The sequence below is a fragment of the Xanthobacter sp. NM-59 genome, assembly GCF_021401125.1.
GTDB lineage: Bacteria > Pseudomonadota > Alphaproteobacteria > Rhizobiales > Xanthobacteraceae > Xanthobacter.
The window spans coordinates 35,105-49,130 of the sequence record NZ_JACBFQ010000001.1 but is presented as its reverse complement, the minus strand read 5'-3'; the positions used below and the strand labels follow the sequence as shown (position 1 = coordinate 49,130).

Annotated in this window: 20 protein-coding genes; all 20 read right to left on the bottom strand. The window is 64.3% G+C overall.

Annotated elements, in window-relative coordinates; translation table 11 throughout:
* Nucleotides 1–15: 15 nt before the first annotated feature.
* On the bottom strand, nt 16–951 hold the full coding sequence (locus L0966_RS00245) for a hypothetical protein (RefSeq protein WP_234049843.1): 936 nt from the start codon (nt 949–951) through the stop codon (nt 16–18).
* Nucleotides 952–1,317: 366 nt separating this feature from the next.
* On the bottom strand, nt 1,318–1,572 hold the full coding sequence (locus L0966_RS00240) for a hypothetical protein (protein ID WP_234049842.1): 255 nt from the start codon (nt 1,570–1,572) through the stop codon (nt 1,318–1,320).
* Entirely contained in the window at nt 1,569–2,348 is a 780-nt protein-coding gene (locus L0966_RS00235) for a lysozyme (protein WP_234049841.1), read from the bottom strand. Before L0966_RS00235 ends, L0966_RS00240 begins: the two co-directional genes overlap by 4 nt.
* 8 nt (nt 2,349–2,356) lie before the next feature.
* Nucleotides 2,357–3,169, bottom strand: a complete 813-nt coding sequence (locus L0966_RS00230) for a hypothetical protein (RefSeq protein ID WP_234049840.1) — start codon at nt 3,167–3,169, stop codon at nt 2,357–2,359.
* Between the two features lie 2 nt (nt 3,170–3,171).
* Nucleotides 3,172–3,351 (bottom strand): hypothetical protein, encoded by a 180-nt coding sequence (locus L0966_RS00225; protein WP_234049839.1) that lies wholly within the window; start codon nt 3,349–3,351, stop codon nt 3,172–3,174.
* On the bottom strand, nt 3,348–4,922 hold the full coding sequence (locus tag L0966_RS00220; protein WP_234049838.1) for a portal protein: 1,575 nt from the start codon (nt 4,920–4,922) through the stop codon (nt 3,348–3,350). The genes L0966_RS00225 and L0966_RS00220 overlap by 4 nt, the downstream gene beginning before the upstream one ends.
* Nucleotides 4,923–5,383: 461 nt before the next feature.
* Complete coding sequence (locus L0966_RS00215) at nt 5,384–5,842, bottom strand: DUF6378 domain-containing protein (RefSeq protein WP_234049837.1); 459 nt, start codon at nt 5,840–5,842, stop codon at nt 5,384–5,386.
* Nucleotides 5,839–6,573 (bottom strand): hypothetical protein, encoded by a 735-nt coding sequence (locus L0966_RS00210; RefSeq protein WP_234049836.1) that lies wholly within the window; start codon nt 6,571–6,573, stop codon nt 5,839–5,841. Before L0966_RS00210 ends, L0966_RS00215 begins: the two co-directional genes overlap by 4 nt.
* A gap of 100 nt (nt 6,574–6,673) precedes the next feature.
* Nucleotides 6,674–6,979: a GIY-YIG nuclease family protein gene (locus tag L0966_RS00205; RefSeq protein ID WP_255684170.1), complete on the bottom strand. Its 306-nt coding sequence runs from the start codon at nt 6,977–6,979 to the stop codon at nt 6,674–6,676.
* Nucleotides 6,951–8,825, bottom strand: a complete 1,875-nt coding sequence (locus tag L0966_RS00200; protein WP_234049834.1) for a DNA polymerase — start codon at nt 8,823–8,825, stop codon at nt 6,951–6,953. Before L0966_RS00200 ends, L0966_RS00205 begins: the two co-directional genes overlap by 29 nt.
* Complete coding sequence (locus L0966_RS00195) at nt 8,822–8,992, bottom strand: hypothetical protein (protein WP_234049833.1); 171 nt, start codon at nt 8,990–8,992, stop codon at nt 8,822–8,824. The genes L0966_RS00200 and L0966_RS00195 overlap by 4 nt, the downstream gene beginning before the upstream one ends.
* A gap of 29 nt (nt 8,993–9,021) precedes the next feature.
* Nucleotides 9,022–9,225, bottom strand: coding sequence for a hypothetical protein (locus L0966_RS00190; RefSeq protein ID WP_234049832.1), 204 nt, complete (start codon nt 9,223–9,225; stop codon nt 9,022–9,024).
* Nucleotides 9,225–10,688 (bottom strand): DnaB-like helicase C-terminal domain-containing protein, encoded by a 1,464-nt coding sequence (locus L0966_RS00185; RefSeq protein WP_234049831.1) that lies wholly within the window; start codon nt 10,686–10,688, stop codon nt 9,225–9,227. The genes L0966_RS00190 and L0966_RS00185 overlap by 1 nt, the downstream gene beginning before the upstream one ends.
* A 160-nt stretch (nt 10,689–10,848) precedes the next feature.
* Nucleotides 10,849–11,085: a hypothetical protein gene (locus L0966_RS00180; RefSeq protein WP_234049830.1), complete on the bottom strand. Its 237-nt coding sequence runs from the start codon at nt 11,083–11,085 to the stop codon at nt 10,849–10,851.
* Nucleotides 11,082–11,327 carry a helix-turn-helix domain-containing protein gene (locus L0966_RS00175; protein ID WP_234049829.1) on the bottom strand — a complete coding sequence of 82 codons (246 nt, stop codon included), beginning with the start codon at nt 11,325–11,327 and terminating at the stop codon, nt 11,082–11,084. Before L0966_RS00175 ends, L0966_RS00180 begins: the two co-directional genes overlap by 4 nt.
* Nucleotides 11,328–11,403: 76 nt before the next feature.
* Complete coding sequence (locus tag L0966_RS00170) at nt 11,404–11,862, bottom strand: hypothetical protein (protein ID WP_234049828.1); 459 nt, start codon at nt 11,860–11,862, stop codon at nt 11,404–11,406.
* Complete coding sequence (locus L0966_RS00165; RefSeq protein WP_234049827.1) at nt 11,862–12,563, bottom strand: hypothetical protein; 702 nt, start codon at nt 12,561–12,563, stop codon at nt 11,862–11,864. Before L0966_RS00165 ends, L0966_RS00170 begins: the two co-directional genes overlap by 1 nt.
* A gap of 9 nt (nt 12,564–12,572) precedes the next feature.
* Nucleotides 12,573–12,719, bottom strand: coding sequence for a hypothetical protein (locus tag L0966_RS00160; protein WP_234049826.1), 147 nt, complete (start codon nt 12,717–12,719; stop codon nt 12,573–12,575).
* Nucleotides 12,716–13,438 carry a DUF3102 domain-containing protein gene (locus L0966_RS00155; protein ID WP_234049825.1) on the bottom strand — a complete coding sequence of 241 codons (723 nt, stop codon included), beginning with the start codon at nt 13,436–13,438 and terminating at the stop codon, nt 12,716–12,718. The genes L0966_RS00160 and L0966_RS00155 overlap by 4 nt, the downstream gene beginning before the upstream one ends.
* Nucleotides 13,435–13,947: a hypothetical protein gene (locus tag L0966_RS00150; protein WP_234049824.1), complete on the bottom strand. Its 513-nt coding sequence runs from the start codon at nt 13,945–13,947 to the stop codon at nt 13,435–13,437. Before L0966_RS00150 ends, L0966_RS00155 begins: the two co-directional genes overlap by 4 nt.
* Nucleotides 13,948–14,026 lie beyond the last annotated feature (79 nt).

The window sequence follows — 14,026 nt, the reverse complement described above, 5'->3', positions numbered from 1 at the left end:
GAGTTGAAGGGAAGGTTACGCCACCGCGCCGGTCGCGACCTCAATCGCGCAGTCGGGCCGCAGAATGCCGTGACCCACGAGGTACTTGGCGATGAAGAACGTGCCCTGGCGGCGAATTTCGTATTCGCTCTCCATGGACATATCCATGAGCTGCACGGTGCCGGCGGCCATCTTGTTGAAGATGAGGCCCACGGTGGTGCGGAAGTCGCCCCGGTACTTGGCCGGGCCGGTCGTCACGTTGGTGGACGGGACGTGGTTCGACTTCACGATGGGGAAGCCGGCGATGGTGTCCACGCGGCCCGTCGCGACAGAACCGCGAGCGCCGAGGGTGGTGTCCACCAGACGGTCGCGCTGGGCGAGGAGATAATACTGCGCCGGGCGGAACACCGCCTGGGTGTCGGTGAGGCCGACGTTCTTCTCGTCCAGGGTCTGGGCGGCGGTGAACAGGGCCGCTTCCAGCTTCGCCGGGTCGGTCGCCATCGCGGCGTCGGTGATCCGGGAGCCGCCGGGACGGCCGGTCAGCGGGGATGCGGCACGCGCGGCAAGGGTGATGACGCGGGCGACGTTGCTGTCATAGGCGAACGCCAGGGCCTGACCCAGCTCCTTCGAGTAGGGGCCGCGCACGTCATAGTGGTTCATGGCCTCGTCCACGTTCGCGATGAACACGTTCGACTGGAGGAGGTCGTCCACGGTGATGATCGTCTCGGCGTGGTCGATGGAGCTGCCGTCGATCCAGTTGCCGGGCGTGTGATAGCCGGAGGTAGCCCGGCCGATCAGCGGGAACTGGGCGGACTTGCCGTTGCTGATCTGGCGGACGAAGTGGAGGCCCTTGAAGATGTTGATGCGCTCGAACTCGGTGAGCACCTCACCAGAGAAGAGCTTGAGGAAGAGGGCCTGAACGTCGCCTGCGCCGTTGATCTGGCCGAGGCGGCTGACAGTGGTATTGGTCACTTAGAAAATTCCTGAATGCGGGAGGATGGTTCCTCGGCATCCAGCACACGGGTCGGTAGTTGTCGGAGAGAGAACCTCAGCTCTCTTCTGCGACAGCCGCTGTAATGCGGAGCCGTGGCAGCCCCCTAGAGAGGGGCACTGCTTCACGCGCTTTCAGGAATGCTTGCCCTGGGGCGCATACCACCCCGGAGGATGGCAGAGGCGGTCCCCAGGGAGCACAACCAGTCTCAACCGCCGCAGCGGTCGAGCTTCTGGTAGTGCTTGTCGAGGGCCACCGCGTAGTTGCAGGTGGCCGTGTCGCCGGCCTTACACGCCTTCTCCATCACGTCGATGGTGGCGGTGGGCGGGGCGACGAGGGAGGGGCACTTAACGGCCCGGACGGGCTCGCTGACGCAGGCTGTCAAAAGCACCGCCAGCGGCAGAAGGAGCGCTGTCAATCGCATCCCATTCCCTTTCAATCTTCTGGATGGCATCCGTCTGGGCCTTCCGCTCGGCCGCCTTGCCGGCACCGCGCCCCTTGAGGAACACGGTGCCGAGAATGGCGAAGGCCACGCCGAAGATGGCGAGGTACTTCTTGAACGGGGAGAGGAGGCTGGCGAGCCACGCGAGGAGCGCGGTCACGCCCGGCGCATCAGGAAATAGACGGCGCCACCGGCAACAGCGGCAGCCACCACGGCGACGAGAACGGCCGGGCCAATGGAGCCGATGCCGGACACGATGCCGACAGCCTGCTTCATCGGCTCGGACACGGCCGACACAGTGTCGGAGACCTGCTGAACTCCCGCCAAAACCACGGCGGTGCCGGTGGCAGACGAGAGGATGGTCTTCATCGGGACTGGCGCCTTGGGGGCATCCACCTGCTCGGGGACGTTGGAGGGCGCGGCGGGCAGGTTCTTGGCGGCGTAGTCGTAGTCCGCGTCCCACAGCGCCACCTCGCCGGTGCGGCGGCGGACGAGGCCATTGAGGACCTTGCCCTTCGAGCGGGTGTAGAGCGCGAACTTGGCGCGGGTGCCGTCATAGTCGCCCCGGTTCAAAGGGGCGATGAGCTTCTTGAGGTTGCCGGTGCCGCAGTTGAAGGTGAACGACACCAGGGCATCGAACTGGCCCTGGGAGAGCGGCACCTTCACGAGCCGGTTGACGTCCCCTTCACACTCGTCGAGGTCCACGTCCAGGATTTCAGACGCTTCCTCCTCGGTGATGGAGATGCCGGGGACGACGCGAAGGGAATGCTTGGCGGCGTTGGTGTGGCCGTAGCCGATGGTGGCGGTGCCCTTGAGCGGGCTTCCGGTCCACTCCCGGTACTTGCCCTTTACGGGCGCCAGGAGGTCGTCATAGGGGTATGCGACGAAGCTCTCGAAGCCCTTGATGAAGTCGAGGCCTCGCTTGGAGATTTTCATGGTGGGCATCAGAAGCTGGACTTAAAGACCCTTTGCTCGACCTCGGCTCGGTATGCGGGGTCGGAGGAATAGCGGGGATCGGCCATGGCCTTGGTCATCTCGTAGACGCTGCTGAAGCCACTCTTGGTGGCAATCGGCTGGCCGGCATTGAGGAGCTGTGGCTCGTGGCCGTTGGCGCCCTCGAAGCGAGAGCGAAGGCCCTTGATCGCGAAGAGTGCGGCGTTGTGGTCACCGCTGGTGATCGTGCTGTCGAACTGGGCGATCTCGGCCGGCGTGAGCGCGGTCTTGGCCCAGGCGACCATTTCCTTGTAGCCGGCCTCCCCACCACCTGCCGAGAACAACTCAGCGGTGCGGGCGGTGGAGGCGGCCTTCTGGCCGTCGATGAACTTGTCCACCACGGCGCGAGCCTGATCTCCGAACAGGCCCTTGAGGCCCTCGGCCAGCTTCTCGCGGCTCTCGGGGGAGACATCTCCGGTGGTGTCGAACTCGTCCTGGTAGGGAGCGACGTCGAGGCCGGCCGCCTTGACGGCATCCTCGGCCGCCTTCTGCTCCTCGGTCTGCTTCGGGGGCTCGGCCGGGGGCGGCTCCTTGGCGGGGGTGCCTTCAGGAACGGCAGGCGTCTCGGGAGTGGCCGGGGGCGGCTCCTGGCCGGGGGCTTCCGGAGCCTTCTTCAGCGCGGCCAGCTCCTGCTGAACGCGGGTCAGTTCGGCCTTGGTATCGGAAAGCGCCTTTTCCAGGTTGGCGGGGGCGGCGGGCTCTTGTACTGCGGGAGGAGCCTCCGAGCCGGTGGTGGCCGGCGCGAAGGTGACGGTCTCAACCACGTTCAGAAGCTCTCCAGGACCAACCCGTTGTGGAGTTCGGTCTTGGCCCCCGGCATCACGGTCTCGGGGAAGAGGGCAGAGGTAGGCACCGGGACGGACGCATCAGCCTTGGCGGTTTCGACCTTGGTCTCGGTCTCTTCGTCGGCGGGGGCGGCAGTCTTGGTTGCGGTCTTGGTGTTCATTGGGCCTTTGCGGGAGGGGGGTTGTCGATCTTCATCTGCGTCTGCGCCATGCCACCGAGCTGCTGGAGGGCCTGGGGGCCGAGCTGCTGGACGAGCTGCATCATCTGCGCCTGCTGTTCCTGCTGGGCGAGCTGCTCGTCGGAGGCCAGGAGGCCGCCAGGGTCGATGCCGTAGGACGCGGCCGAGCGCTTCAGGAACTCCTGCGGGTTGAGGAACTTCATGGCGAGTTCCGGCCCGAGGACCTGGAGGATGTCGGCGACGAAGAGCTTGAGGTTCTGTTGGTCGTAGCCCCGGCCGATGGCCTGGAGGCCGGTGACAATCTGGGGCTGGACGAGGTCGTGGGGGAGCGGGGGAACCTGCCGGTTCTTCTCCATCCTCCGCTCGAACAGACGCACGACGGGAAGCTGAAACTCCGCGCCGAGGAGCGTGTAGACACCGCCAAGGGCGTCATCCAGCTCCGAGGCCATGTAGCGGATTTCCTCGGCCGTCACGCGCTCGCCGGAGCGCTGCACCGCAGCGTTGAGCATGAAGGCATAGGACAGCGACTGGGCGATGTCGGTGGCCTGCTGACGGGCTACGGAGAGGTCAACCTGACGGTTCGTCTGGATGACGCCGACGTCGTCCGCCGATCCGGCGATGGTGTCGCCGGTGCGGGCCTTCGCGAACTGGCGAAGCTGCACGGTGCCATTGGGCGACACCACGAAGATGACGCGAGCGGTTGCAGCCGAGCCCTCGACGATGGCCTCGACGAGCCCTTCCAGGCTGTCCAGGTCGCCCAGGTACTCCTCGACATAGGACCTGCCATAGTCCTCACCCGGCTGCACCGACAGGCGCAGAGGGAGCCACGGCAGGGCATCGGGCGTGTAGGAGCCCGTGCTGCCGGGGACCACGATGTCGCAGATTTCCTGATAGACCCTCCACATGCCGCCTTCCAGGTGGATGCGGGTGTACAGGTCCAGGTCCTTCTGCTCGTCTCCCGGCGTGCCCTTCGAGAGCTTGTCCGCCAGGGCGGCGGCTGCCTCGCGCGGGAGTGCGGCGCGGGCCACGCTTTCCTTGACCACGATCTCCAGCAAGTTGCCGGAGGCGTCGCGCTTGACGACGTATTGGTCGAGGCGGAAAACCCTCACGCGGCCTTTAGGTGGAACGTAGACGAGAACGTTGCCAACCACGATGAGGTGCTGGAGGGTGGTGAAGGCGGCCGGCCGGAACAGGGCGCTCTCCATCTCGGCGAGCACCGCCTTCTCGCGGGACGACAGCGCCTGCTCAACGGTCCCGCGCATCTGGTCTGATTGCGTGAGCTGCTGAAGAGCTTGGTCGTCGATCTGGTAGCGAAAGAACGGGGTGTTCGGGGGGAAGAGGGAGAGGAGGAGCTTCGAGCTTAGAACCCGCTGACCTCGCGCTCCCAGGGACTGGAAGGGCGTGTCGAGCTTGGAGTTCGGGCTGAAGCCGGACGGCGGTAGAAGATAAGGTACGGTAAGAGCGGCGCAGTCTCGACCGCGATCTAAGAACGGGTCTCGCCCGCCTTCGAGCGCGGCGTAGCGCTGCGCCGCCGTGGCCTGTTTCTGGTCCAACGCTAGGCGATGGTCAGGCCAGAGGAAGTGGAGGGAGCGTTGAGGTCGATACGCAGGGCACTTCGCCCGCGCCGGGCGCCCTCAACCGCCTTCGAGGCGTTCTTGGCCTCGGTCGTGGACTCATTCAAAGCGGGTGACTTCGGGGTATCCGCAGGAGGCGGAGGAGGTGGAGCCGATGCCGCTTGATGAGGAGGGGTTTTACTGCCCCCCAGGCACATGAGAGTTCTCCTGTTCTTCGCGGAGCTGGCGAAGGTGGTCGATGACGCGGCGCGTCCCCATTGCCTCTCGGACATCTCCGAAGTCCCGCCATGCGGGGTCAACGCGGTCTTTGAAGACGGCGTCAAGATAATCGAGAAGTTGCTTGGAGATGTCAGGAAGCGGTATCTTAAGAGGGGACGGTCCGCTGTAGGCTAGAGTGGCGGGAAAGTCTTCGCCGAGCGGGGGCCGGGAGATGCGAGCCACTAGCTCACCTTGCAGCGGTCCGCCACCAGCGTGGCGTAGCCGGCGATGTCTCTCCAGTGGTCCTCGGTGTCGGGGTCACCGGCGACGATGCGGCCGACCTTGTGGAAGATCATGTCGAGGGCTTCCTGCTTGTCGTTGTCCAGGCCGTTCTTGCCGGCCGCCTTCATCCAGCTCTTCGCCATGCGCTTCAGGTCCTGAGTGCACGCGGCATGGATGCCGAAGTCCCCGTGGGTCTTGGCCCGGTTGGCGAGGATGCCTTCGAGGAGGCTCCCTGTGCCAGCCCCAGGCAGCTCAGGTTTGCCGGGGCGTGCGCCACCACCGCCGAAGGGGCCTTCCTTGGGAACCCCGCGAGTGGGGGGAGCCAGCGTGTCGCCCGGCCCCATCCCCCAATTGCAGTAGCAGCACGGCTCCTCGAAAGCCTTCTTCTCGTCGAACACGCACTCTTCGCAACCAGTCATTTCGGTTCCCAAAACTTCACTTCCTTCTTCTTGTGGTCGTAATCATCGAACCGCAGGATGCGGGCGAGGCGGGCCTGGACCAGCGCGTCCTCTTCGGTGAGCTTGGCCTTCTCGTAGGCAGTCACGATGCCCGGCCAGCCCAGCTTCACGATGCCTTCAGCCCGCTTGGGGCCGATGCCAGGGCACCCAGGGTAGTTGTCGGCGGGGTCGCCGGTCAGCGTTTGGAGGAGAAAGAGCGCTTCCCCCTCCTCCTCGGTCACGGTGACCAGCTCGTTGCGCTTGATGTCCAGGATGTCGCAGGGGATTTGCCGCAGGTCCTTGTCGCCCGTGACGATCACCTTTCGGAACTTGCGGTTATTCGGGTGGGTCGCCAGAATGCCGAGCACGTCGTCGGCTTCGAGGCCCGGCTTGATGACGGCCCGGTACTCCTCCTCGGCCCACGCCACCAATGCCTTGTGGACCAGCGGCTTACGCTTGCGGCCCTCCTTGTAAGTCGGCCAGAGGGCGTGCCGGAAGGTGGGGCCAGATGGCGTGAAGCAGATGACCGGAGCCGCGTCGGCGGCCTCGGCCTCCTTCTTCGCCTTGGTCAGCATCGTGACGAAGGCATCTTTCGCTTCGTCGAGGTCGGCAGCCAGGGTGAACGTGTCGTCGTCCCATCGGGTCTCCCGCTCCACGGCAGCCCCGGCGGTATAAGCCAGGATGTCCCCGTCAACGAGGACGAGGGTCTTCACTCCCCGCCGTCCTCGTCTTCATCGTTCTCGAAAGTGACGGGGCACGAGATACCGTACTTCTCTTTGAGGAGGTCCATCCAATCGAGGACGTCACCAATGTTCATCGCAACTCCTTCTTGAGTGTGGCTAGGATGTTCTTGGCATCCTGAGGGTGAACTTGAAACCATTCCGTGCTTCCAACGCGATAGCCCTTCATCGCCTCGTGAAAGCGATGCTCGAACCCACGGCGGTCGGGGACGAACACGGCGTCCACGAGGGCGTAATCTCGGAAGGGGCTGGAGGTTTGATAGGTGCGGAGGCGCTCTGCGACGTCGAAGCTGGAGCCGACCTTCACAAATCCAGGCCATGCCGGGTTGCGAAGGACGTAGACCCAACCGTCAGTGCGTCTCCGCCCAGTTGTCGCCAATGTCGAAGTTGCCTTTCAGTGGGCAGCGGAAGCCGAAGTATTCTCCGGACTTGCGGATGGCGTCGGCGGCCAAGGTGCCGACCAGCTCCGCGAATTGAGGAAGCACCTCAATCTGCCATTCGTCGTGGTACGTGATTACGAACTCGTAGTCCTTGCCCGGAACGAGGCCGGCGGCCTGGATGTCGGCATCTAGGATCACCTGGGCCTTCTTCATGAGGACCGCCCCAGCCGATTGCAGGAGCGTGTTGAGGGCAGCGTGCTCGGACCGGACGCGGAGCTTGCGGCCGTCGAGGCCCAAGAGATAACCGCGCCCCGGCTTGATGAGCCGGCCGTCCCTGCTGCGCTTTCCGTTGAGGGTCACGCCAACGGCCTTCACGAGCTTGGCGAGAGCCGGCAGGTTCGCCAGGAACTTGGCGCGAGCGGCTCGGCCTGCGCCGACGAGGCGAGCTTTCGAGAGGGCGCCGAGGAGGGTGAAGCCCAACTTCGCATCCCCCGCCCCATAGATGAAGGCATAGAACCAGGTCTTTGCGGTGTCCCGGTCACACCCCAGCGCCTTGGCGTTGAGCGTGTGCATGTCCGTGCCATCTTCCTTGCGGCCTTCCAGCACGGTCTTGATGTAGGCGCCGCCGTCGTGCCGGGCCATGAAGCCAGCGAGGCAGCGCAGCTCCAGGGCGTCGGCGTCGCAGCCCACCAGTTTGAAGCCGGTGGAGGCCCGGAACAGTGCCCGCATCTCGTGGCCGTAGGTGGTCCTCTCCGCCGGGACGTTGGCGATGAGGCGATGCGTCATGCGCCCGGTGACGGCGCCGTTCTGGATCACCCAGCCGTGGACGCGGCCCTTGCGGGAATGCTGCATCCAGGCTTCCCGGCCGTCGCCGAGCTGGCCCATCCTCTTGGTAACAAGGAAGTATTCGGCCAGGAGCTTGGCCTCGGGGTATGGCAGCTTGTTGAGGACGTCGTCATCAACCTTGGGGGTTCCGTCCTTCCCGAACTCGGAGGGCTTCCAACCAAGGTCCATGAGCCGCTCGGCGACTTGCTTACGCGACGACGGAAGGAACGGGACCACCTTCTCTTTGAAGGTCGGAACGCCCTTGACGTAGCCGCGCTTGGCGTTGTTCACCTTGGGGGTGAACGGGGTGCGAACGATCTTGGGCGGGAAGATGGTGGACAGTTCGTCCGCCAGCTCCGCCTTACGCTTGGCGAGGGTCCCGTAAAGAGACTGGGCTGCCTCGTCATCAAAGGCGAAACCGCGCCGGGTCTGCCTCTCGATGATCCATGCGAGGTCGTGCTCAAGCTCGACGCATTCGGTCCCCCACCCGTCCGCCAGCTCCTCCTGCTCGCGCTTCCAGAGCTTGGCGGTGACCGCGACGTCCTGCTCGCAATAGTCCTGCATGGTCACGGACCACGCATCCCACGGCCCCTTGTAGTCCCCCTTGTACTCGCCCAGGCGGTGGCCCCAGGCTTCCAGTCGCTGGAGCCCGATGAGCTTCTTCGGGAGGCGGCCCTTCTCGGCAAGCCGGAAGTCCTTGTCCCGGAGCACCTCACGCGGGAACAGGAGATAGCCGAGGATCAGCGTGTCCCGGACGACACCCTTCGGCTTCCACTCTGGATAGAGCTTCTGGATGGCGGGGATGTCGAAGCCAATGACGTTGTGGCCAACGATCATATCGGCATCGGCGAGGAGCTTTAGGCCCGTCTCCAGGCGGTCGTAAGCGAACGGGTCTTCGGTCTCCGCATCTGTGCAGGACCACACCTGCCCCGTGTCGGCGTCCTGGATGACGAGGCAATGGATGGTAGTGAGTTCGTCGAGAAGCCCGTTCGTCTCGATGTCAAACAGGAGGGTGGTCACTCCGGAGCCACCTCTTCCTGCGCGTCGGCCGCCGCCCAGCCCAACTCCTGGGCGAGTTCAGCGGCCCCCTTGGGGGTAAGAGTCCACGTCATGAAGCCGGGGACGTGGAGTTCAATGGCTTTCCTCCCCGTCTTCCGCTCCTTCAAGATGGTGATCTCGAAGGACACGGGAGACGGGGCATCCCATGTCCCATCCATCAGTTGAGGGCTTCTCCCTCGGGCACCGAGAAGGTGGCCTCCAGGATGTCCATGAGTCCGTCGAGGACAGCCGGCATCCAGGACGCGGGGAAGGCAACGGCCTCCCCGGCGACGCGGAGGACGACGAACGCCGTTCCGTCCTCGGCCACGCCGATACCGAACTCCACGTCTTCGGTCTTGGTTGCGGTCGTGATATTGCCCACTAGAAGTCCTTCTTCTCTTCGTCGGTTTCGGTAGGTGGAAAAGCCCGCGCCTCCACTTCGGATAGGCGGCCGGTCTCGGTGTCATATTCGAGAGGAATGGTCAGGCCGTTGGCCCGGCCAGTGTAGCGGTCCTTGAGGACGCGGAAGGTGGTCGTCTGGCGCTCCTCCTCGTCCTCCGCCTGGGTGTCGCGTTCCATCCCGAACATGAAGTGGCTCCAGTAGCCGATGGCGCGAGAGCCCTTGAACTGCTTGATGGTCACCCGGCCGCCCTCTTCGTGGGGCTTGCCCTCCGGCGTGGTGAGGTGCGAGACGAACAGAACCCAGATGTCCAGCTCCTTCACGAGGGCTCCCAGCTCCGCCATGATCTTCTCAAGGGAGCCGCGCTCCTCGTCGCCGTGGCCGGCAAGCGCGGTGAGGTGGTCGATGTAGAAGATGCGGACACCTTCGGTGTGAGCCAGGAAGCGGATGCGGGAGGAGACGATGTCCCAATCGCAGGCGCCGAAGTGGTTATAGAAATAGAGCCGGTCGTCGTCCCGGAGCTTGGTCAGGGCCGCAACCTTTTCCTCCTTGGACCAGCTCCCATCCGGGATATGGAACGTCTTTCCGGCTGCCTTCCCGGCAATTCGCCACAGGGTCTCCTTCGGCACCTGCTCGAACGCGAACACGGCCACCTTCTTTTTCAGCACGTCGATGTCGAAGGTGATCTGCTGGGTGATGAAGTCGGTCTTCCCGATGCCGGTGCCGGCTCCGAGCGCCACCGCCTCGCCATATCGTCGTCCGAAAGTCTTGGCAGTCAGGGTGTCGAGGAACCACGGAAGCCCACCTTCCGGCTCCTCCATGGCCTCGTCGAATATGTCCGCCACCGTGACGATGCCATCCGGGCGGAACTCGACGGGGGACCACAGGGCGTCGATCAGCTCCTTGCGCCGGCCCTCCTGGAGCATCTCGTTGGCGTCCTTGAGCGGAAGCCGGATGATGCGGGCATGGCCGGGCGGGAAGAGTTCGAGGCACGCTTCGGTCGCCTCCCGGCCAGGGTCGTCCTGGTCGAAGCACAGGTCCACATGCTCGAATTTCAGGAGCCATTCCAGGTGCTTGCCCAAGGACTTCTTCGCGCCCTGGGCTCCGTTCGGGACGGACACCACGGGCCACTTGTAGCCCATCTCCTGGAACACGGTGAGCGCATCCACCTCACCCTCTGTGATGATGATGCGTTTCCCGCCGTCCCTCCACAGGTGCTGCATGAAGAGCCCAGCGGACTTGGTGTCACCAAGGAACCGGAACTCCTTGTCCCGGCCCCGGACCTTCTGGGCGACGATGGCGCCCGTGTCGTCCCGATAGTTGGCGACCTGGACCAGCTCCCCGCCCATTCGGGACACGGTGTAGCCGGCGCGGCGGCAGGTCTCTTCGGTGAGGTGGCGCTTGGTGAGGTCCTGGGCTTCTCCGAACGGGATCAGACCGGCCACTCGCCGTCCCTTCCCGTTAGGTCCATGCACATCCCGAGGAGAAGAATGGCCGTCCCCGGAGACAAAAGCCCCACAAGAAAAGCAGTAAGAATGTCCATCGCTGTAGGTTGCGCAAGCATCGGAGGAGCCGCACGATGCGCACGGCCCCTTCGATACAAGTTCACTGCTGTCCGTTGGTCACCTCCACCACCTGGGAGGAGGTCTTGAAATGCTTCTCCACCTTCACGACGAGGTGCGGGAGGCCGGTGCTGGCGGCCCGCTTCCGAGCCTCCTCCTCGGCTACCTCGGGCTGGTAGTAGGAACCGCTCGCGGTGCCCGTGACGCCGGGCGTGTTGGAGAGCGCGATGAGGAAATACTGCCCCACCTTGCAATGGGTGGCGTCGATGAGCTGCATCACGCGGCCTTCCCCTCAGCCTTCAGGCCGATGAAGTGGTAACGGGTGTAGCGCTGCTCAGTTGGGTCCTTCTCCTCGGACCGGGCGAAGATGTAGCCCCGAGCTTCGAGGTCATTGATCCGGCGCGAGAGACTGCGGATGCGGTAGAGCGCCTGGGCTTCGATGCCGGAGATGGAGCCCTTCACCCGGAAATGGTCGAGGAGGAGCTGGGTCTGCGACTTGGACATGAGCGGCTTGAAAGCCATTGCCTTACCTTTCGTTAGGTTGCTGGAGAGCTGGCGGTGGATGGGGAGCGCCGACGAAGGACGCTCCCCGTGAAGATCAGGGCCAGGACGGCGGGTCCCAGCCGAGGGCCGCCTTCGCGGCGATCATGCGTGTGAGGTCGAGCGGCTCGTCGAGCCACTCCTGCGGTATCCACTTGTCGGCAAACAGAAATCCATTGCGCTCACACCACATGGCGTAGGTGGTGGGGCTGGCCTTGCCGATGCGGGACCGGGAATTTGAGAAGACGAAGCGGACATCCAAGGCGGGATGATCGGCCTTGATGAAGAGATGCTTCTGCCTGTCGGCGGTGACGAAGCGCCCCTTGCTTTCGATGATGATGCCGTTGTGGAGGATGAAGTCCGGCGTGTAGGTGCGGGGCTTCTCGGGCTGCGTGTAGCGCAGCTTGAACTGCTCATAGACCACAGGCTCGCCGGCCCGGTTGAGCTGGTCGGCGAGCTTCTCTTCGAGACCGGAGCGATAGCCTTCGACCACGCCCCGGTCTTTCGTCACTGCCATCAGAAGTCGGCCGAGCCCTCGTCGTCATCGTCGGAGGAGCTGTCGTCTTCGCCGTCGTCCTCACCGGAGCCGCGACCGAAGCCCTCCTCTTCGGAGGCCACATAGCCGCCCTCGACCTCGCCGAAGGCACTCTCACGCTCGCCGGAACCGGCCACCAGCTCAATAACCTGGACGCCAACCAGCTCCAGGGTGATGCCGATGGCGTTGTCCTTGGCGGCGAAGTAGGCGTAGACGTCGATGTCGGCCCGGAGCTTGGAGCCGCCCCAGATGGACGGGACCGGGCTCAGCTTCTTGCCCTTGCTGTCGAAGACCTGAACCTTGGCCGTCCAGGGCGTGCCGTCCTTCTTGACGCCGGACGCCGTCTTCTTCGGGGACAGCTTGTAGGTGCCGGTCTCGTTACCCTCCTCGTCCTCCACCGCCTTCAGCGGAACGTCGAGCTTGGCGCAGCGCTTCGCTTTGGCGGTGTTGGGGTTGTCGCCGTAGTGCTCCTTCTTCATGGTCTCGAAGCCCTTGTCGAGAAGTTCTTCGAGCTTGGGGCGGAGGTTTTCGGCGACGTCTTCGTCGTAGATAAGAGTGCAACGGTACTCGCCGGCTTCATTCCACTTGGTGTCCGGCTTGTTCAGATGCGGGTAACTCGCAATGCCGATGGGGCTCACGAAGCTGCCGATCTTGATCTTGTTGCGCTTCTTCTTGTCAGCCAATGTTGTGTCTCAGTCCTGGTTGTAGAGGTGTTCGTCTTCCAGGGCCTGGGCGTCGAGACCCAGGTCCAGGAGTTCGAGAAAGAGGTCGATGGGGATGGGTTGGCCGTCAGCCCAATAGAGCTTGGCAATGCGCAGGGCGCGGGGCGTGTCGTTCATCGGGCGGCCTTCTCGTTGATCTTGGTGAGACCTTCCCGCTCCAGAACGAGGCCGATGTAAGCCTCCTCCAGCGCCTCCCGCGTCATGCCCATGCAGTCCGTGCGGAGCTGATTGATGCGGCCCTTGATGGCTTCAAGCTGGGCGCGGAGGGCGGCGGCTTCGGCCTTGGCGGCTTGGGCTTCGGCCTCTGCCTTCTCCACGCGGACCTGCTTGTCAGTCTTCTGCCAGTCCGGGAGGATGTCCTGGGCCTTCTCCACGAGCGCTTCAGCCGTGCGGCCAAACCCCTTCGCGAAGGCTTCCAGCTTCCGCCGGGCCACGTCACGCTCCCCTTCGGTGGCGCCACGTTCCACCAGGGCGTGGAGCTTCAGGGCGTGGGAAGCGTCGTCCTGGGAGAGGTCGGTGGGGGTGGGGTGCGGGGTCTTGGCGTCCTCAATGCCGAGGAACTTCCGAAGGCTGGTATCGAGGTCAAAACGGTCACGCGTGTCCGTTTTGGCAACCTGCATGTACCGGCGGGCCATTCGCTCAGAGAACACGCAGTTCTCCTTCACCCACTTCCCGAACTTGCCGTGCTGGAGCATCCCCTTGACGGCGATTAGGTGCTTCCCCGCCTCTACGGCGTAGGCCAGCATGGACTTGCCGTGCTCGACCACTTGCTGATGGTTGTAGTTGATCTCCCGGGCGAGGTAGGCGGGGTCTTCGACGATGACGACGGCGTTCACTTCACACCCCACTTGCTCTTGAACTTGCGGATGATGTCGTGCGCCTTGCTGTCGGAGTGGTCCTTCTTCCGGCCCGGCCACATGAGGAGGAGCGCCTGTTCCACTTCGGCGAGGTCGAAGCAGGGCGTCGGCCAGCCCGAGCGCTTCCGGCCCTTGAAGCGGTCGCTCCCGTAGAAGCTGGGCAGGGCCTCCAGCCGCCGGCACATATCCGCCCACCGGCTGACGGGGACCACGAAGCCCATGGCATCCTGGAGGACGTACAGGCTGGTGGCGTTGTTGCCCGTCTTCTCGCTGACGAAGTGCGGCTCGGGGAGCTTGGCGTGAGCCTCTTCCAGGGCCTGCATGAGGGACCGCTCCAGCTTGGGGAGGAGGTCCGGCGTCTCCTTCGGTCGTGCTTTCTGCTCCAGCCGGTCAAGGCGAGCGCTGGTGCGCTCCAGTTGCGCCAGGACTTCCTTAAGGAGCCCCCGGCCGTAGGGATCGTTGATGTCAATCGGCGTGTGCGCGTTCATTTGGTGCACTCCAAATTCCTGAAGAGGGAAACCAGTACGTCCGGCCGTACCACTTGAGCACGGCTCGGACGCGCCGGAT

Excerpts from the sequence above, each read along its gene's own strand:
- L0966_RS00235 (WP_234049841.1), bottom strand. The coding sequence starts at position 2,348 with ATGAAAATCTCCAAGCGAGGCCTCGACTTCATCAAGGGCTTCGAGAGC.
- L0966_RS00225 (WP_234049839.1), bottom strand. The coding sequence starts at position 3,351 with ATGAACACCAAGACCGCAACCAAGACTGCCGCCCCCGCCGACGAAGAG.
- L0966_RS00215 (WP_234049837.1), bottom strand. The coding sequence starts at position 5,842 with ATGACTGGTTGCGAAGAGTGCGTGTTCGACGAGAAGAAGGCTTTCGAG.
- L0966_RS00175 (WP_234049829.1), bottom strand. The coding sequence starts at position 11,327 with ATGGCTTTCAAGCCGCTCATGTCCAAGTCGCAGACCCAGCTCCTCCTC.
- L0966_RS00170 (WP_234049828.1), bottom strand. The coding sequence starts at position 11,862 with ATGGCAGTGACGAAAGACCGGGGCGTGGTCGAAGGCTATCGCTCCGGT.
- L0966_RS00160 (WP_234049826.1), bottom strand. The coding sequence starts at position 12,719 with ATGAACGACACGCCCCGCGCCCTGCGCATTGCCAAGCTCTATTGGGCT.
- L0966_RS00150 (WP_234049824.1), bottom strand. The coding sequence starts at position 13,947 with ATGAACGCGCACACGCCGATTGACATCAACGATCCCTACGGCCGGGGG.